Below are 18,416 nucleotides of genomic sequence, written 5' to 3'. Positions count from 1 at the left end.
TCAAACTCCCTGCGGCAGGCGCACATGCAGCGCCGCCTCACCGATGGACGTCGGTCCGAACACCTGCAACCGGCGCCCCTCGATGGCCCCCAGCAGCGTCAGCAAGGCGGCATCCTGTTCGGGACCGGCGGCCAGAACGAAAGCTTCCAGCGCCGCTTCGGCTGCGGGCCAATCAGCAAAGTCCTGCTTCAGGAATGCGCTCACATCGGCAATGTTCTGTGCCACCATCGCAGCGCCATAGGCATCGGCGCGGGCGACCCATTCGATCAATTCCGCCGCCTGCCCCTTCTGTCCCTCAGCAACCGCATCCTTTGGCGCAATGCCCGAAAGCGTGTCGGTCAGCTTGCGAATCAAGGTCGCATTGTCGCCGGTCCGCTCCACCAGCGGCGGCAGTTCGGGCAACGGAACCCCGGTCAGCTTTGAAAGCGCCAGCAGGATCGAGCGGCGCAGCGCCAGATCGAACTGGAGATAGACCGAATGCGGATCGGCAGGGCGCGGATCGGCGACCGTGCCGGTGAACTGCATCGTGCCCAGCAGCGAAAATTGCAGCACATGGAACAGGACCGCATCATGGTCGACCGGCTCGCCGCTGGCCTCGGCGTAATAGCCGAACAACTCGGCCATCGATGCGCCCATCGGCTCAATCGTGTTGCGCATGCCCATCGTCGCCAGATCGACCATCGGATCGCCGATCATGCTGAATTCGAAATCGTACAACTGCGTCATGCGCTGGTCGTGGACAAGGAACTGCCCGGAATCGAACTGGATGAAGGCGGCGCGGGTGCGATGCTTCGGCACATTGCGGCGGATCCACTGGATCACGAATTCCAGCAGTGGCTCTGGCCGCTTCTTGGTGCGCAGATACTGCGGCATGTAGGTGTTGAGGCCAACCAGCGCGACCTCTTCGGCACCCTGCGGCACCTGCATGTCCGCCACCTCGGCGAACGCCTCCACCGGCAGCGCGTGCATCGCGGCCACCGCCGTCATGTATTCGCGGCCCACCGCGCTCTGTTGTTCCGGCGTCAGGCCCGAAAGATCGCGTGTGCCCTTGATCGATTCCATCACGATGCACGGCGGCTCGGCCAGATAGCCGTAGACTTCGGGCACTGGAATGCCCTGGGTGTGCAGTACGCGGATGATATCCGCCTCGCGCTTCAGGTCGGGAAAGATCGCCACGTCACCCGTGCGATCGCCGCGCAAATGCAGTTCCACGATCCTGCCGTCCACCTCGACATCGGCAAACCATGCCGGACGCCAGCGTACCTGCTGTTCCATCCGCACGATCTTGCCGCCCATCGTCGCTTCGACGAAATCGCGGATGCGCTGCACAGCGGCATCGTCATATTCAGGGACGCCGGTCGTCTCAGCCATTACGCGGCCCCACCGGCAGCAGGAGCGAACGCCGCAGCGGCCGCGCGGGTGTCCATGTATTCCTTGCCCGAAACGATCAGACCATCACGCACGATCAGCAGGTTGTGATATTCGTTGCGGTAGACGGTGTTGGGGAAGGTCATCTCCCCGCGCACTTCCACCGCCACCCGGTCACCCTCGGCAGTGATGCCGACGATATCGGCAACGCGCCTGTTGGCGGTCAGCAATCCGTCGCGCACACTGTCGATGAACGCCTGCCGCGTCATGTCACCGTGCCCCAGAATCCACCAGGTGCAATCGGGGTGCTGCAAGGCCTCGACCGTGGCGATATCGCCATCGACCACGGCCTGCATATAGCGGCGCGCCACCGCCTTGTTCGCTTCGACGTCAGTCATTCTCAGGCTTTCCCATTTCCGTAGAACAGGTCGGCGATGCCGGCCGTGTAGTAGGCGATCTTGTCCGGTTCCAGCCCGTAATGCGGGATCACCGGGGTGCAGGCGTCGGCATGTTCGACGCGTTCGTGGAAGCGACGCAGCACTTCATCCTTGGGGCCGACCAGCGCGATGCTTTCGACCATCTCGTCAGAACAGGCTGCAACCATTCCGGCCAGATCGCCAGTGGCAAAGCAGGCCTGCAAGGCGCGGGCGGAATCACCCATGCCGATGCCGTCGAAATAGCGCAGGTATTGCGGTGACTGGCTGTAGAATGCGATATTGGCGCGCGCATCGTTGATCGCTTCCCGCTTGTCCGGGTTTACCGCCACGAACATTTGCAGGTTCACCGTCACCGCGCTGCGCGGACGGCCTGCCTTGTCCAGCCCGCGCTTCAGCGCAGGCGTTGCCACATCGCGGATCCACTGCGCGTTCCACAGTGGATGGCCCAGCAGTCCGTCGGTGATCTCGCCCGCCATTTCGCAGGCGTTCTGGAACACGGCGGGCAGGAAGATGGGGATCTCGGTTCGCACCGGGGGCGCAAGGGTGCGGAAATGGGTGAGGTCCAGCTTGTGGTATTCCCCCTCCAGCACGCCCAGTTCGCCAGTATGCCCCTTGGCCACGATGGCACGGATCAGGCCGATCACTTCGCGCATATGCGACAGCGGCTTGCCATATGTCGATCCGAACGCGCCTTCGGTCAGGCTCTGCGCGCTGGAGCCAAGCCCCAGAACCGCGCGGCCGCCGCTGATGAGGTCCATATCCATGATATTGCACGCCGTTTCCAGCGGGCTGCGCACGAAGGCCAGCGCGATGCCGGTGCCAAGCTTCAGCTTCTCGCTGACCGCAGCAGCGGCAGACAGTGGCAGGAACGGCGCGCCGAAGGTCTGCGAAGCCCAGATGCCATCCAACCCGGCGGATTCATAGCGCTCGACCGCAGACACCAGTTGCTTGGCGGGCAGCGGCGGCAGTTGCGCCCATATGTGTTCACTTGCAGTCATGCCTTGGCCCCATTTCTAGACGTTATAAAGTTCGTCAATTTTCAGATCCTTGGCAGCAACGCAGAACCGTTCGAGCGAGGGCAGCGTAGCTTCCTTTGGGTTGATGTTGGACTGCCACGAAACCAGCCCCCACACGATCCAGCGGCGATATTCGGTCCACGCCGTATCGAAATCGATTACGATGCCGTGCTGCGCCAGCACCGAAAGATAGTGCTTCAACAGATCGCGCTCGCCTGCCCGGCGGTCGGCAATCGTGATCGAACCTGCCGCGAAATAGCTGTAATCGCGCCACGGATGGCCCTTGCGCACGATCTGCCAATCCAGGAACAGCCGCCCGCCATCGCCCAGACCATAACTGTTGCCGAGATGCGCATCGCCGTGGACCAGACACAACGGCGAGGTATCGGCCATATCGTGCGCACAAAGTTGCAACCACGCGTCGCGCAGCTTCTGCGGATCATTGGCAAACCACGCAGGGAACATCGCCACCCGTTCGGGCAGGCGGTTCACCTTGTCGTAGTGGTCGGCCATCATCGCCCAGTAATCATCGCCCGCATGATCGGGCGCCATTGCGCGCTGAAGCCAGCCCGCCGCGTCCAGCCGGGGATCAGCCCATGTGCTGGCATGAAGCGTGGCCAGCGCGGCCACCCCGCGCATCGCCTGATCAATGGTGATCGGCTCAGCCGAAGTGCCGAATTTGCCGTCCCATCCCTCCATATCCTCCAGCACCAGCAAGCCCTGCTTGCCATCTGCGTCGTCGTCCCAGTCGGCATAGAAGCAGTGCGGCGCGGGCAATTGCAGCCCTTCGCACAAGTCCTTGTAGAACCGCGCCTCGTTGACATTGGCCTCGCCGCTCAAGGGACTGCCCGACCAGTTCGATTTGAGGCACAGCCGCCCCGGCAACACCGCCGGATCGGATCCGGTCACGGCAACGCGCACTTTGGTCGTGTGGCCCTGAATGATCTCCACCACTTCCATCGCGGTGATCGCGATGCCGGGATAGCAGTGGCGCAGCACACCTTGCAGCCAAGCCGCATCTACCGCCGCAAGATCGGTCGGAAGCCGCTGCTCCCGCGACGGATGACCGCGCGCCGTGGTCAGGCCCACGCTCACCCCTGCTGCCCGGCGGCGTAATCCATCATGTCCATCACATGGGCATGGTGTGCCGACATGCCGCCATCGATCACGATGACCTGCCCGTTGATATAGCGCGATTCCGCCGATCCAAGGAACGCCACCAGCGCAGCGATGTCTGCCGGTTCGCCCAGTTCGCCCATCGGCATGTGCCGGGCGATGATGTCGAATTCCTTGCCCGCCACCTTGCGCGAATGCGGCGTCACGATCGGGCCGGGCGCAATCGCGTTGCAGCGGATTTTCTGCCCGCCGTGCTGGGTCGCCATATAGCGCGTCATCGAAATGACTGCCGCCTTCGATGTGCCATAGGCAATGCGCGCGGAATCACCCAGCATCCCGGAACCCGACGCAAGGTTGACGATCGCACCGCCGCCTGCCGCCGCGATGTGCGGTATCGCGTGACGGCAGCAATAGAGATAGCCGGTGGCGTTGATATGCAGCGTACGCTCCCACACGTCATTGGGAATGGTCACGGCGTTGGTATCGCCCATCATCGTGGCCATGTCGGTCAGCGCGGCATTGTTGACCAACACGTCGAGCCGCCCGAACGCGGCAATAGTGCCATCCACAGCAGCCTTGACCGCATCTTCGTCGCCAATATCCAGCGCAAAGCCGATAGCCTTGTCGCCATAGGCCGCGGCAACTTCTTGCGCCGCCTCGCCAAAAATGTCGGTCACGGCAACGCGCGCGCCTTCATCAATCAATCGCTGGGCCACGGCCTTGCCGATGCCGCCAGCGCCGCCCGTCACAAAGGCAACCTTTCCGTCAAACCTGTTCATGCGTGTTGATCCTCTTCCATGGCGGACGCCCGGCGATTTTCTCCGCCGTTGCCGTCCCGAATTTTGCTAAAATCAGACCTTGGGCATGATCTCTTCGGCCACCCAGCGCAGCCGCTCGATATATTCCGACTTGTCGGTAATACCCGGCGGCAGCGGCACGATCGTTTCGGTGATGCCCAGTTCCTTCAGCCAGCCGATCTGGTCGATGATCTTCTGCGCATCGCGGGTTCCGGGCGCGCGCGGATCGTCCATCACTTCGTGATGTGCGCCCACATTCAGCATTTCGAGCGCGAAGAACACCTCGATCGGGCGGCCATCGTATTCGGGCTGCGACTTGATCAGGTCGATGCAGGCGGGGAAGGTTTCGGGCGGGGTGCGGAATGGCGACCAGCCATCGCCGAACTTTGCCACGCGCTTCAGCACCGGCTCGGCATCGCCGCCCAGCCAGATCGGGATGCGCGGCTTCTGGATCGGCTTCGGCTCGAACCCGGCATTCTTGAAGTTGACAAATTCACCCTCGAAGCACGGATTGTCGGACGTCCACAGCTCGATCATCGCGGCCAGATATTCGTCCGCCATGCGCCCGCGCTTGTGGAAATCCACGCCGAGCATGTCGAACTCTTCCTTCAGCCAGCCCACGCCGAACAGCGCTTCGGCACGGCCCCCGGTCAGCCAGTCGAGCGTCGACCATGCCTTGGCCTGCACGATCGGGCTTTGCAGCGGCAGGATTGAAACCGACGAAGACAGCCGCAGGTTCTTGGTGCGCCCGCCGAGATAGCCCAAGGCCACCACGACGTGGAAATAATGATAGCCCGAAAGGTCATAATGTTCAGGCGGGATCACGAAATGTTCGCCCAGCATGCACTTGTTGAAGCCCAGTGCATCGCCCTCGGCAATCAGATCGCCAATGTCCGACCCGGACAGCGCAAACTCCCACGGCTGCACCATCGCCTTGACGTGCATGGAATTGGGAACGCCCATGTTGAGCTTCATCGTCTGTCCTCCGCCGGTTCTCGCGCAGCCCTCACGGAGCCTGCGCTGATTACGGACGGATCATGCGCAGAGGCGCCCTGCTCACCACCTTCCCAAAGGAAGGGCACTTCGCGCTGCGGCAATATCGTCTGCCGTATCAATGTCGATCGCCAGTCCCTCGCGCCGCAGGACCGCCGCATTGGGCAAGCGCTCAAGATGCCGGGCCAGACTGTCTGGTCCGAACGCAAAGCCGACGCAGGTCGCCTCACGCATGGCCAGCGCATTGGTGCCCGTGCCATGCCGGTCAGTGGCAATTGCCGCACCCGTCGCTTCTGCTGCCGCAAGCAGGGCGGCCACATCGTCGGTCCCGATCAACGGCAAGTCGGCATGGACGATCAGCATGGGCAAGCCCGCCAGCGCGGTGCAAACCCGGTCCAGTTCGGCGTTCAAACCCTGGCCGTGGTCGGGCTGCCACACCGTGCCGGGAATATCCCCCGATGCGGGCGAAAGAACGCGAATCGAAGCGATGGCAGCAACGCCCGCCAGCGTGGCGATCACGTGATCCGCCATGCCTTCAGCCAGCGCTGCCTTTTCCCTGCCATCCAACGCGCCTGCAAGCCGCGTCTTGCGATCCGCCGCCGCTTTCAGCGGGACGATGGCGGTCCAGTTCATCGGCCTGCGATGCTGGCGGCAAGGTCCAGCGCCGCCTGCGCCACGCGGGCCTTGTCATCATCGTCGCGCATCAGCGTATCGGTCCGGGCAATCGCGATGCCGGCGGGCGCATCGTCGTCATCGTGGATCACCAGCCCATCGATAAAATCGGCGTAGTGCGCGGCGATGGAAGCATTGGCCAACCGGATGCCCAGTTCTTCCATCAGCTTGGCCGTCGGCCCTTTCACCGCCTTGCCGCCGATGATCGGAGATACCGCTACCACCGCCGCCGCCGTTTGCGCCAAGGCGCTGCGAATGCCGGGCACGGCCAGCAGCGGATCGATGCTCAGGAACGGATTGGAAGGCGCCACCACCACGGCATCTGCACTGGCAATGGCTGCTATCACATCCGGCGCGGGGCGGGCGGCTTCCGCCCCATCAAACCGGATACGGCTCACTTTGGGCACACAACGTCGCGCCACGAAATAGTGCTGAAAATCCAGCAAGCCCTCATCCGTCTCAAGCTGCGTGGCAATGCTGTCGTTCGACATTGGCAGGATCGTGGCCCCAATGCCCATGGCCCTTGCAAAATCGGCGGTGATTGCGTCCAGCCCCTCGCCCATGGTCAGCCGCGCGGTGCGCAACACGTGCAGAGCAAGATCGCGGTCGCCCAGCTGGAACCAGTCCGGCCCGCCCATGTCTCGCAACGATTCCAGGAAGTTCCAGCTTTCATCGGCCCGACCCCAGCCCAGTTCCCGGTTGGACTTGCCCGAAAGCGTGTAAAGCAGCGTGTCGATGTCCGGCGAAACGTGCAGCCCCAGATGGCGGAAATCATCGCCGGTATTGACGATGGCGGTCACGTCGGCGGCGGGCAACACGCGCAGCAGCCCCAGCACCAGCTTGGCCCCGCCCACGCCGCCGGTCAGCACGGTGACTTTCACTGGAACAAGTCTTCGGCCAGGGACCGCGTCAGATCGGATGCAGGCCGCGCCGCGCCAGCCACGGCATAGCCGCGCACGATCACCGCAGGAATACCTTCCCCGCCCTCGCCCATCGCCAGCGCTGCCGCGCTGGCCAGCAGGTCGGCCACCGCAATCTGCGTCACTTCCAGCTTGCGCCCGTCCCGGTCAAGCAGCCCGCGCCGGTCATCGATGGCGGGAAGCCCTGCGGCTCCGATGCCGACTGCCACCACGCCCATGCGCCACGGCCTGCCAAAACTGTCGGATATGACAACCGGGCAGCCCAATGCGTCCGAAATTCGCGCCGCCGAAGCATCAGGATCGACCGGCAGCAGCAGCGCCCGCTCGTCGTCCCCCGCGCCGATGTTCGACCGGTCGATGCCCGCATTGGCCATGACCAGCCCCAGCTTGTGCCGCACGATCAGCACGTTGGGCACCGCGCGCACAACGTCGGTGGATTCCTGCAAAACCAGTTCCACCAGCCGCGCATCCTTGCGGGTCACTTCGGCCAGCCGCAGTGCCTCAGCCCCCGGCACCACATCGGCCAACGCGACCGACCGCCCTTCCGCTTTCGACACGATCTTTTGCGTAACGACCAGCACATCGCCATCGCCCAGTCGGGTCCCGGCGCTCGCCACCGCATGGGCAAGCGTCACGGGCAGGTCTTCACCTGCCCGCACTTCGCCGATTGCCGAAAGGGAAATGATCTCGATACCAGGCACTTCGGTCGCGTTCCTCAGGACTTTCCGTCAGGCGTTCAATCCGCCGGAGGAATCAACTCTCCTGTGATGCGAATGCCTGCGCCGTCAACCTTGTAGGTCTTGTTCATGAAGATCAGGATGGAGGTCATCGCCTCAGCCGCAGCGGAATTGACCAGCGCGCCTGCGTGAAGGCCGCGCAGGCCCATTGCATCGGCCAGTGCCACGACTTCGGCGCGCGCCGCCTTGTCATCGCCGAACACCAGCACATCGCAGCCCACATCGATGTCCTGCGCCAGCTTGTGCGCAGCCACGTTGTGAAAACCCGAAACCATCGTCACGCCTTCGCCCAGCAGGCCCTGCGCGCGCGCGGCAGCCGATCCTTCGGCGGGCAATTGTACGCGCATCACCTTGGGCGGCACCAGCGGCACCGTGGTATCCACCACGATCTTGCCCACCACATGCGGCTTGATATCGGCCAGCGTCGCTTCCTGCGCCGAAAACGGCACGGTCACGATGATGAGATCGGCCTGCGCCGCTGCATCGGCATTGGCCATGCCGACAAGGCCGTGGCCCAGTTCAGCCGCCTTTTCCTGCGCCGCTTCGGCCTTGCGCGATCCGATCAGGACCGTGCGGCCCGCGCGCGCCAGACGCCACGCAATCGCAGCGCCCAAGTTGCCGGTGCCGCCGATAACGCCAATGACCTGCCCGCTCATGCCGCACCTGCCGCAGCGTGGGCCATGAAGCGCTGCATGTCGGCATAGACGCCCGAATGCGCGGTGAAACCGCCATCGGCGACGATCGACGCGCCGGTGATGTAGCGCGACTGGTCGGACGCCAGGAACGCCGCCACTTCGGCAATATCATCAGGCGAGCCAAGGAACGGCACGAGATTGTGTTCCTTCATCAGCGCCTGCGCTTCGGGCGGCAGGTTTTCGTCCAATGCCTCGGTCATCACCAGACCCACCACGATCACGTTCGCGCGGATGTTCTGCTTGCCATATTGCGTGGCGACATAGCGCGACAGGCCGAGCAGCCCTGCCTTGGTGGTGCCATAGGCGGGATAATCAAGATCGCCCGCCAGCCCCTTGCCGGACCCGGTGAAAATGATCGATCCTGCACCCTGCTTCTGCATGTGCGGGATCGCGTGCTTGGCCGCCAGCATCGAACCGGTCAGGTTCGTAGCGAAAGCCTTGTTCCAGAATTCCACGGTCATGTCGGTGATCGCGGCATCTTCGAACATCGCGCCGGTCTGCGCGGCGTTGCTGTGCAGGATATCCAGCTGGCCGAAGCGTTCCACCGTGCGCGCAATGCCCGCGGCAATCGAATCTTCGCTGGTCACGTCCATCCCGATGGCAAGGCCTTCGCTGCCCTGCGCTTCGATTTCGGCGACAACATCTGCCAGCTTCGATTCGGTCCGCCCGGTGATCGCCACTTTGGCGCCGCGCGCGGCAAACATCTTGGCAGTTGCCCGGCCAATACCGCTGCCGCCGCCCGTGATAATCGCAACCTTGCCTTCAAGCGGCCGGCTCAAATTCGTCATTTCATCACTCCGTCATGGCCGGACTCTGGTCCGGCACCCATTCATACAGTGTCGTGCGCTGCTGCGCCGGTCGCCCTGCGCTTTTTGCCAGTGCGATCATTTCAGGCGGGCCGAATTCCTGCCCGTTCACACCGCCAGCGGCGCGCGTGATCGATTCATCCATCAATGTGCCGCCAAGGTCGTTGGCCCCTGCCGCCAGCACCGCCGCCGCCGCCTCCGGCCCCAGTTTGACCCACGAGACCTGGATATTCGTCAGCACCGGATGCAGCACGATCCGCGCGATGGCGTGCATCAACACCGCCTCGCGATAGCTCGGCCCGGAGCGCGCCAAGCCCTTGCGCCAGATCGGCGCTTCCATGTGAACGAACGGCAGCGGTACGAATTCGGTGAAGCCGCCGGTTTCTTCCTGAAGGCTGCGCACTTGCGCCAGATGGCGCGCCCAGTGGCGATATTGCTCGACATGGCCGAACATGATCGTAGCCGTGGTGCGCAGGCCGACGCTGTGCGCCGCGCGCATCACTTCGAGCCATTCGTGCGCGGTGACCTTGTCCGGGCACAGGATGTCGCGCACTTCGGGATCGAGGATTTCCGCCGCCGTGCCTGGCAGTGTCGCAAGGCCTGCATGCTTCAGCCGCGTCAGGAAATCTTCCAGCGAAAGCCCCAGCGTCCGCGCGCCGTGCATCACTTCAAGCGGCGAAAACGCATGGACATGAATGCCGGGCGCAGCCGCTTTCACCGCCGCCACGATATCGAGGTAGGTGTTGCCGTCGTAATCGGGGTGGATGCCGCCCTGCAGGCACACCTCGGTCGCCCCGCGCTCGACCGCTTCGGCCGCACGCCGCCCGATCTCGGCAAAATCGAGCCTGTAGGCAGGCCCGCGCATCGCCTTGGTGCTGCCCTTGGAAAAGGCGCAGAAGCCGCAGCGATAAAGACAGATGTTGGTATAATTGATGTTGCGGTTGACCGCGTATGTCACCGTCTCACCGACAACTTCGGCGCGCAACGCATCTGCCTGCGCGCAAACCGCTTCGAAGTCGTCGCCATCGGCAGTGAACAGTCTGGCAATCGCCGCCTCGTCCAAGCGCTCGCCATCGCGCGCACGTTCAAGAATGTGGGCAATTGCAGCCGTGGCGGGCGCAGGGGCCAGTTCAGGCACGGCATCGCCATGGCCCACCGCCCAGTCGCTGTCCTTGGGCAATCCGCGCCCATCCACTGCGCGCAGCACCGCAGGCGCCATGCGCGGATCGCACCACCGCGTCGCTTGCTGCGCATGGCGCGGCCCGATCGCCAGACGCTGGCGCAAGGCCCGGCCTGCATCGGCGGTAGCATCGGCCAGCACTTCGAGATGCGGCCACGGCGCTTCGGGATTGACGTGATCGGGCGTCAGCGGAGAGACCCCGCCCCAGTCGTTTACCCCTGCGCGGATAAGATCGCCAAGCGCTGATCGGTCATGCAGGTTGGGCGGCGCCTGAATGGTCATTTCCGGCCCAAGAATCAAACGCGCCGCCGCGATTGTCCAAAGGTGATCTTCCAGCGTCGGTTCCGCCCGGTCGGCCATCTTCGTGCCCGGCTTTGCACGGAAGTTCTGGATGATCACTTCCTGGATGTGACCGTATTTGTCGTTCAGATCGCGGATCGCCAGCAGCGCTTCGATCCGCTCCAATCGCGTTTCGCCAATGCCGATCAGCAACCCGGTCGTGAACGGAACCCCGGACTCGCCCGCCGCGGCGATGGAGGCCAGCCTCCGTGCAGGCTCCTTGTCGGGGGACCCGTGATGGGCCTCGCCCTTTTCACAGAGCCGGTCAGACGCGGATTCGAGCATGATCCCCATCGAGGCTGAATGGGGCCGCAATGCGGCATAGTCCGCCGCGTCCATCAGGCCGGGATTGAGGTGCGGCAGCAGGCCCGTCTGCTCGAACACCAGCGCGGCCACTTCGGCAAGGTACGAAAGCGTCGTTTCATGGCCCAGTTCCGCCAGTGCCTCGCGCGCGGCCGAATAGCGCGCTTCGGGGCGGTCGCCCAATGTGAACAGCGCTTCGCGACAGCCCATCGCAGCCCCGGCCCGCGCGATTGCCAGCACCGCATCGCGATCAAGATAGGCTTCCCCCGCCCGCGCCGGCGTCTGCGCGAATGTGCAGTAATGGCATACATCGCGGCACAGTTTCGTCAGCGGAATGAAGACTTTGCGGGAATAGGTCACGAGCGCACCATGCCCGGCGAGCGTCAGCGCCTCTGCCGCGTGCATCATGTCTGACAAATGCATGGTGGCAAATGCATGGCTGATTTCGCCTGCGCTGGCGCGGCGACTTTCCCAAATGCCCATCGTCATACTCTCCGTTGTGGCGCAGTGTTGGAAGGCTTGCCCGGCACCGAGACAGCGATAAGCATGGACGCGATAGAATGCACCGGCGGGTTACCCCACGGACCGCATATGCCAGGCTTCATTGACTCCATTCCTGCATTTCGCATTTCCACAACGCGTCGACATCCACTCGATGCAGGCTTGAGGGATTGAGTCCATCCCCTGACCCGCCAAAGGATAGGTCGCGACCTCGTGCAGATCGCATTGCCTTCAATGCCATACGCCCGCCTTCCGGCAATGCCCCGCCGTCTGCACAAAGCGCTCGGTTCACCCCGGTGCCCTATGGAATGGGATTGACCGTGCGAAGAATGCCGGTCTCGACAAAACTGCTGGACGCTCCGGCATCAATCAACCGTCCCACATTCCTGACAAGCAGGCTAGGCAGCGCCAACTTAGCTACTTTCACCGTAGTTTGTAAGCCAACGGTCGATAAGCGACGAGAGCGCATTGGGAAAGCAAAAGGGGATATGATGGCCGGTTACGTCGATAGAGCGGGGCTGCAAGTTGCGACGGAACTCGCCGAGTTTCTGGAAAACCGCGCGTTACCGGACAGCGGCGTTGCTGCATCTGATTTCTGGCAGGGCATGGCAGGCGTTCTGGCAGGTTTCACTCCGCGCAACAGAGCTTTGCTGGCAAAGCGTGATACGTTGCAATCGGCCATCGACAACTGGCACAAGGCCCACGCAGGGCAGCCGCTGAACCTGCCCGCATACAAGGCGTTTCTGTCCGAACTTGGCTATCTGGTGCCAGAACCGGCTCCGTTCACGGTATCCCCTGCAAATGTGGACCGCGAACTGGCGGCAGTCGCGGGGCCTCAACTGGTGGTGCCGGTGCTGAACGCCCGCTTCCTGCTCAATGCCGCAAACGCGCGCTGGGGCAGCCTTTACGATGCGCTTTACGGCACCGATGCGATTCCGGGCGCGGCCACCGGCAAGGCATACGATGCCGTGCGGGGCGCGCAGGTCATCGCTTGGGCCAAGGCATTCCTTGACGAAGCGGCCCCGCTCGCTTCGGGCAGCTGGGCCGACTGGACCGGCGGCGTTCCGATGCTGGCGGACCCGGCGCAGCTTGTGGGCCGCGCCGGCAACAACCTGCTGTTGCGCCACAACGGACTGCATATCGAAATAGTGATCGACCGCGCCCATGCCATCGGCAAGGACGATCCGGCGGGCATGGCCGATGTGCTTATGGAAGCCGCCGTCACCACCATCTGCGATTTCGAGGATTCGGTTGCAGCCGTGGATGCGCAGGACAAGGTTGCGGCCTATTCCAACTGGCTGGGCCTCATGCAGGGCACACTGACGGATACATTCGAAAAGGGCGGGGCGATGATGACCCGCAGCCTGAATCCTGACCGCGCCTATGTGGCGCCCGATGGCACTGCCTTTACCCTGCCGGGCCGTTCGCTTCTGCTGGTGCGCAATGTGGGCCACCTGATGACCAATCCGGCGGTGCTGCTGCCCGATGGCGGTGAAGCGCCCGAAGGCATCCTTGACGCCATCATCACCACCATGATCGCATTGCATGACCTGAACGGCACCGGGCCATTGCGCAACAGCCGCTCAGGATCGGTCTATATCGTCAAGCCCAAGATGCACGGACCGGAAGAGGCAGCCTTGGCCAACGACCTGTTCGATGCGGTGGAAGACATGCTGGGGCTGGAACGCCACACGCTGAAGATCGGCGTAATGGATGAAGAGCGCCGGACGAGCGCGAACCTGGCAGCAACGATCCGTGCGGTGAAAGACCGCATCATGTTCATCAACACCGGTTTCCTTGATCGCACCGGCGACGAGATGCACACCTCGATGCAAGCCGGGCCGATGATGCGCAAGGGCGACATGAAGGCGAGCGCCTGGATTGCGGCTTATGAAGATCGCAACGTGCAGATCGGTCTGGCCTGCGGCCTGTCCGGCAAGGCGCAGATCGGCAAGGGCATGTGGGCCATGCCCGATCGCATGGGCGATATGCTGGTGCAGAAGATCGGCCATCCCAGAACCGGCGCAAACACCGCATGGGTGCCATCGCCCACCGCTGCCGTGCTGCACGCGACGCATTATCACAAGGTCGATGTATTCGCCCGGCAGGAAGAGCGCCGCAGCGAAGACGTGGCAAGTCTGGATGCGCTGCTGACCATACCGGTAGCATTGGGGCATAACTGGTCCGATCAGGAAGTCCGCGATGAAATCGACAACAACGCCCAAGGCATCCTTGGCTATGTGGTGCGCTGGGTCGATGCCGGAATCGGATGTTCGAAGGTGCCGGACATCAATGATGTGGGCCTGATGGAAGATCGCGCCACGCTGCGCATTTCCAGCCAGCACATCGCCAACTGGCTGTTGCACGGCATCGTCACGACTGACCAAGTGGACGAATCCCTGCTGCGCATGGCCGCCAAGGTCGACGCGCAGAACGCTGCCGACCCGGCGTACCTGCCGATAGCGAACGATCCTGAGGGCAGCCTTTCCTTCCAGGCGGCGCGGGCGCTGGTGTTCGACGGCGTGGCCCAACCCAATGGCTATACCGAGCCACTGCTCCACAAGTTCCGCCAGCGGGCAAAAGCGGCGAACTGAGCTTCCCGGAGAGGAATTCGCAAATGTCTATTCTCATGCCTTTGCCCGATGCGGAAACGCTGGCCAAGCGGGACCGGATCGTAGCGGCGATGCGGTCCATCGTGCCGGGCGAAGGCGTGATCGACGATGCGGATTCGTTGCTGCCATGGGAATCCGACGGGCTGACCGCCTATCGCCAGCCGCCCATGCTGGTCGTCCTGCCGGAAACGGTGGAGCAGGTTTCGGCAGTGCTGCGCTGGTGCCATGCTGAAAATGTGAAGGTGGTGCCGCGCGGGTCGGGCACATCGCTGTCCGGCGGAGCGCTGCCGCTGGCTGACGCCGTGCTGCTGGGCATGGGCAAGTTCAAACGCATCGTCGATGTGGATTACGAGGACCGGGTTGCAGTTGTTCAGCCCGGCGTGACGAACCTGGCCATCACGCAGGCGGTGGAGGGGCGCGGGTTCTACTACGCGCCCGATCCATCCAGCCAGATCGCCTGTTCGATCGGCGGCAATGTCGCGGAAAATTCAGGCGGTGTGCACTGTCTCAAATATGGCCTGACCACCAACAACGTGCTCGGCGTTGAACTCGTGCTGATGGACGGTGAAGTGGTCCGGCTGGGCGGACGGCACATGGACACTAGCGGGCTGGACCTGCTTGGCGTGATCGTGGGCTCCGAAGGCTTGCTCGGCGTGGTGACCGAAGTGACGGTGCGCATCCTGCCAAAGCCCGAAACGGCGCGCGCGGTGCTGGTCGGCTTTCCCGATGCGGAAAGCGCAGGGGCCTGCGTGGCACAGGTCATTGCCGAGGGCATTATTCCTGCCGGGATGGAAATGATGGACCGGACCGCCATTCACGCGGCCGAAGCGTTCGTCAACGTCGGTTACCCGCTCGACGTGGGCGCGCTGCTGATCATTGAAGTGGATGGTCCGGGCGCAGAGTGTGACCACCTGATCGGCGAAATCGCCCGGATGGCGGACGATAACGGCGCGGTCACTAACCGCGTGTCGCAGGACGAGGGCGAGCGCATGGCGTTCTGGGCCGGGCGCAAGGCCGCGTTTCCGGCAGTGGGCCGCATCTCGCCGGATTACTATTGCATGGACGGCACCATCCCGCGCCGCCGCCTGCCCGAAGTGCTGCGGCGGATGGAGGAATTGTCGCAAAAATACGGGCTGGGCGTGGCCAATGTCTTTCATGCCGGTGACGGCAATCTCCACCCGCTGATCCTTTATGATGCCAACGCGCCCGGCGAACTCGATCGTGCCGAGGAGTTCGGCAACGACATCCTGCGGCTGTGCGTCGAAGTGGGCGGCGTGCTGACCGGCGAACATGGCGTGGGCATCGAAAAGCGCGACCTCATGCCGGAAATGTTTTCCGAAGCAGACCTGAAGCAGCAGCAGCGTGTGAAGTGCGCCTTCGATCCGGGCCTGCTGCTCAATCCCGGCAAAGTGTTCCCGACGCTGCACCGCTGCGCAGAACTGGGCCGGATGCACGTGCACCACGGCGCCCTGCCCTTTCCCGATCTGCCGAGGTTCTGATGACCATTCTGGAACCCCGCGATACGCTGGACCTGTGCCAGATTGTGGCCGATGCAGGGGCGTGTGGCACAAAGCTGGAACTGCGCGGCGGCGGTACGCGCGCCGGGATCGGTGCACCGCGCGACGCCACTGTCGTTTCATTGCGGTCAATTCAGGGCGTGGTCGATTACGATCCCGCCGAACTTGTGCTGACCGTTCGGCCCGGCACGCCACTGTCCGATGTGCAAGCGCTTGTCGCAAATGAAGGACAGATGCTGGCATTCGAGCCGTGGGGTGAGGCTGGCGCCACCATCGGCGGGACCGTGGCAGCAGGCGTCGCGGGTTCACGGCGAGTTACCGCTGGCAGCGCGCGCGATCACCTGCTGGGCCTGACCGCCGTTTCGGGACGGGGCGAGATGTTCGTCGCGGGGGCCAAAGTGGTCAAGAATGTCACCGGATATGATCTGCCCAAGCTTATGGCCGGCTCATGGGGCCGCCTTGGCGGCATGACCGAACTTACGCTGAAGGTACTGCCGCGTCCGCGCATGACCATAACCCTGATGGCGCAAGGCCTGTCTCCTCGCGCGGCGCATGCGGCAATGTCATGCGCGCTGGGCAGCAATGCGGATGTATCAGCCGCTGCGCACCTCGCGCGCGGGATCACGCTGCTGCGCGTTGCCGGTTTTGCCCCATCGGTTGCGGCGCGGTGCCTGGCACTTCCGGCCCTGCTGCGCGATCACTGCGCCTTGCAGCAGCTTGATGAAGCAGACGCCGCACCGCTTTGGGCCGAAGCGATGACCGGTGCGCAGCTTTCCGGCGCGGTCCGCTGGCGCGTTCACCTGCCGCCGCGCCATGCGCCCGACTTGCTCGAAGCCCTTGCCCCCTTGGGCATTGACTGGGCGATGGACTGGGGGGGTGGACAATTGTGGATTGCACTTGATGATGCAGGAACAATAGTGCGCGAAGCTGCCGCAAAATTCGGCGGGGAAGCCACGCTGATTGTCGCAGATGCCGGCATGCGCGCGGAAATTCCTGCATTTCATCCACGCGCACCCGGCGTTGCCGGGCTGGAGCAGCGTGTGCGACGCGCGTTCGATCCCATGGGCGTCTTCGCTACCGGCCGTTTTTCGGAGGATGCGCATGCAGACCCGCTTCCCGCCTGAGGCCCTGACCAATCCGGCGATGCGCGCCTCGGAAGAAGTGATCCGCAAATGCGTGCATTGCGGATTCTGCACCGCCACCTGCCCCACTTACGTGCTGCTGGGCGACGAGTTGGATAGCCCGCGCGGGCGCATCTACCTGATGAAGGACATGCTTGAGAACGACCGCGAACCGAGCGCGGAAGTGGTCAAGCATCTCGATCGCTGCCTGTCGTGCTTGTCGTGCATGTCCACCTGTCCTTCGGGCGTAAATTACATGCATCTGGTGGATCATGCCCGCGCGCATATCGAAGAGCGATACAAGCGCCCGGCGTCGGAGCGCTTCTTCCGCAACGTGCTGGCATTCGTCCTGTCCCATCCCGGCCGCTTCCGCTTGGCCCTGACCTTTGCACCACTGGGCCGCCCATTCCTGCCACTGCTCCGTCGCGTGGCAGCGCTGCGCCCGCTTGCGGCAATGCTGGAACTGGCACCGTCGCGCATTCCCGCACCGACTCTGGCCCAATCGACCCGCGTATCGCAGCGCAAGGGCCGTGTTGCCTTGTTGCAGGGCTGCGCCGAGCCGGTGCTGCGCCCCCAGTTTCGCGAAGCCGCCGTGCGGTTGCTCAATCGCTGTGGCTATGACGTGATCTTTGCGCCGGACGAGGGCTGCTGCGGCGCGCTCGTCCATCACATGGGCCGCGAGCATGATTCACACAACGCCGCGCGCCGCAATATCGATGCGTGGATGCGCGAAATCGAAGGCGAAGGCCTTGACGCGATCATCGTAACCGCATCGGGCTGCGGCACCACGATCAAGGACTACGGGTTCATGCTGCGGTCCGATCCCGCCTATGCGGAAAAGGCCGCGCGGGTCAGTGCAATGGCTATGGACGTAAGTGAGTACCTCGCGCGGATCGAACTTCCGAACGGTCAAGACCGCGGGTTAACTGTGGCCTATCACCCGGCCTGTTCGTTGCAGCATGGGCAAAAGGTGACAGAAGCACCAAAACGCTTGTTGGCGCAGGCCGGTTATACGGTCAGAACCCCGGCCGAAGCGCATTTGTGCTGCGGTTCGGCAGGCACATACAACATTCTGCAACCGGCAATTGCCGACCAGCTTGGCCAGCGCAAGGCAGGCAATATCGAACGCCTTGATGCCGATGTTGTCGCCACCGGGAATATCGGCTGCGCCACCCAGATCGCCCGTTTCTCCGGCCTTCCGGTGGTCCATACGGTGGAACTGCTCGATTGGGCCACTGGTGGGCCTGCCCCGGCCGCGCTCAACCATCTTTCCCAGGAGTAACGAC

At 63.5% G+C, this 18,416-nt stretch carries 16 protein-coding genes; 4 read left to right on the top strand and 12 right to left on the bottom strand.

The window, feature by feature from the left end; translation table 11 throughout:
• From LUA85_RS01930 to cofH, 12 genes are all read right to left on the bottom strand, one after another.
• Positions 1–1,371 (bottom strand): phosphotransferase, encoded by a 1,371-nt coding sequence (locus LUA85_RS01930; protein ID WP_231466654.1) that lies wholly within the window; start codon positions 1,369–1,371, stop codon positions 1–3.
• The gene (locus LUA85_RS01925) at positions 1,371–1,766 is read right to left on the bottom strand and encodes a nuclear transport factor 2 family protein (RefSeq protein ID WP_231466653.1); all 396 of its coding nucleotides are present in this window, start codon (positions 1,764–1,766) and stop codon (positions 1,371–1,373) included. The genes LUA85_RS01930 and LUA85_RS01925 overlap by 1 nt, the downstream gene beginning before the upstream one ends.
• A gap of 2 nt (positions 1,767–1,768) precedes the next feature.
• Positions 1,769–2,803 carry an LLM class flavin-dependent oxidoreductase gene (locus tag LUA85_RS01920; protein WP_231466652.1) on the bottom strand — a complete coding sequence of 345 codons (1,035 nt, stop codon included), beginning with the start codon at positions 2,801–2,803 and terminating at the stop codon, positions 1,769–1,771.
• Between the two features lie 15 nt (positions 2,804–2,818).
• The gene (locus LUA85_RS01915) at positions 2,819–3,916 is read right to left on the bottom strand and encodes an ecdysteroid 22-kinase family protein (RefSeq protein ID WP_231466651.1); all 1,098 of its coding nucleotides are present in this window, start codon (positions 3,914–3,916) and stop codon (positions 2,819–2,821) included.
• Positions 3,913–4,716: an SDR family NAD(P)-dependent oxidoreductase gene (locus tag LUA85_RS01910; RefSeq protein ID WP_231466650.1), complete on the bottom strand. Its 804-nt coding sequence runs from the start codon at positions 4,714–4,716 to the stop codon at positions 3,913–3,915. The genes LUA85_RS01915 and LUA85_RS01910 overlap by 4 nt, the downstream gene beginning before the upstream one ends.
• 72 nt (positions 4,717–4,788) lie before the next feature.
• The gene (locus LUA85_RS01905; RefSeq protein ID WP_231466649.1) at positions 4,789–5,709 is read right to left on the bottom strand and encodes a TIGR03619 family F420-dependent LLM class oxidoreductase; all 921 of its coding nucleotides are present in this window, start codon (positions 5,707–5,709) and stop codon (positions 4,789–4,791) included.
• Positions 5,710–5,790: 81 nt separating this feature from the next.
• On the bottom strand, positions 5,791–6,360 hold the full coding sequence (cofC, locus tag LUA85_RS01900; RefSeq protein ID WP_231466648.1) for a 2-phospho-L-lactate guanylyltransferase: 570 nt from the start codon (positions 6,358–6,360) through the stop codon (positions 5,791–5,793).
• Positions 6,357–7,280: a 2-phospho-L-lactate transferase gene (gene cofD / locus LUA85_RS01895; protein WP_231466647.1), complete on the bottom strand. Its 924-nt coding sequence runs from the start codon at positions 7,278–7,280 to the stop codon at positions 6,357–6,359. The genes cofC and cofD overlap by 4 nt, the downstream gene beginning before the upstream one ends.
• A complete protein-coding gene (cofE, locus tag LUA85_RS01890; RefSeq protein ID WP_231466646.1) occupies positions 7,277–8,020 on the bottom strand; it encodes a coenzyme F420-0:L-glutamate ligase in 744 nt (247 codons plus the stop codon). The genes cofD and cofE overlap by 4 nt, the downstream gene beginning before the upstream one ends.
• Before the next feature lie 35 nt (positions 8,021–8,055).
• Complete coding sequence (gene npdG / locus LUA85_RS01885; RefSeq protein WP_231466645.1) at positions 8,056–8,712, bottom strand: NADPH-dependent F420 reductase; 657 nt, start codon at positions 8,710–8,712, stop codon at positions 8,056–8,058.
• A complete protein-coding gene (locus LUA85_RS01880; protein ID WP_231466644.1) occupies positions 8,709–9,539 on the bottom strand; it encodes an SDR family NAD(P)-dependent oxidoreductase in 831 nt (276 codons plus the stop codon). Before LUA85_RS01880 ends, npdG begins: the two co-directional genes overlap by 4 nt.
• Positions 9,540–9,543: 4 nt before the next feature.
• A complete protein-coding gene (gene cofH / locus LUA85_RS01875) occupies positions 9,544–11,802 on the bottom strand; it encodes a 5-amino-6-(D-ribitylamino)uracil--L-tyrosine 4-hydroxyphenyl transferase CofH (protein ID WP_231471737.1) in 2,259 nt (752 codons plus the stop codon).
• Positions 11,803–12,371: 569 nt separating this feature from the next.
• On the opposite strand from cofH, the gene LUA85_RS01870 reads away from it, so the two are divergent.
• The 4 genes from LUA85_RS01870 to glcF are packed head-to-tail and all read left to right on the top strand — an operon-like array spanning position 12,372 to position 18,412.
• Complete coding sequence (locus LUA85_RS01870) at positions 12,372–14,474, top strand: malate synthase G (protein ID WP_231471736.1); 2,103 nt, start codon at positions 12,372–12,374, stop codon at positions 14,472–14,474.
• Positions 14,475–14,497: 23 nt separating this feature from the next.
• Complete coding sequence (locus LUA85_RS01865) at positions 14,498–15,991, top strand: FAD-linked oxidase C-terminal domain-containing protein (RefSeq protein ID WP_231466643.1); 1,494 nt, start codon at positions 14,498–14,500, stop codon at positions 15,989–15,991.
• Positions 15,991–17,133: an FAD-binding protein gene (locus tag LUA85_RS01860; RefSeq protein WP_231466642.1), complete on the top strand. Its 1,143-nt coding sequence runs from the start codon at positions 15,991–15,993 to the stop codon at positions 17,131–17,133. The genes LUA85_RS01865 and LUA85_RS01860 overlap by 1 nt, the downstream gene beginning before the upstream one ends.
• Positions 17,111–18,412: a glycolate oxidase subunit GlcF gene (glcF, locus tag LUA85_RS01855; protein WP_231466641.1), complete on the top strand. Its 1,302-nt coding sequence runs from the start codon at positions 17,111–17,113 to the stop codon at positions 18,410–18,412. The genes LUA85_RS01860 and glcF overlap by 23 nt, the downstream gene beginning before the upstream one ends.
• The last annotated feature ends 4 nt before the right edge of the window (positions 18,413–18,416 follow it).

Origin of the sequence: Novosphingobium sp. CECT 9465 (assembly GCF_920987055.1) — a bacterium.
Taxonomy (GTDB): Bacteria; Pseudomonadota; Alphaproteobacteria; order Sphingomonadales; family Sphingomonadaceae; genus Novosphingobium.
Note: the sequence above shows the minus strand (reverse complement) of the source record. Positions and strands in the feature narration are given on the sequence as shown.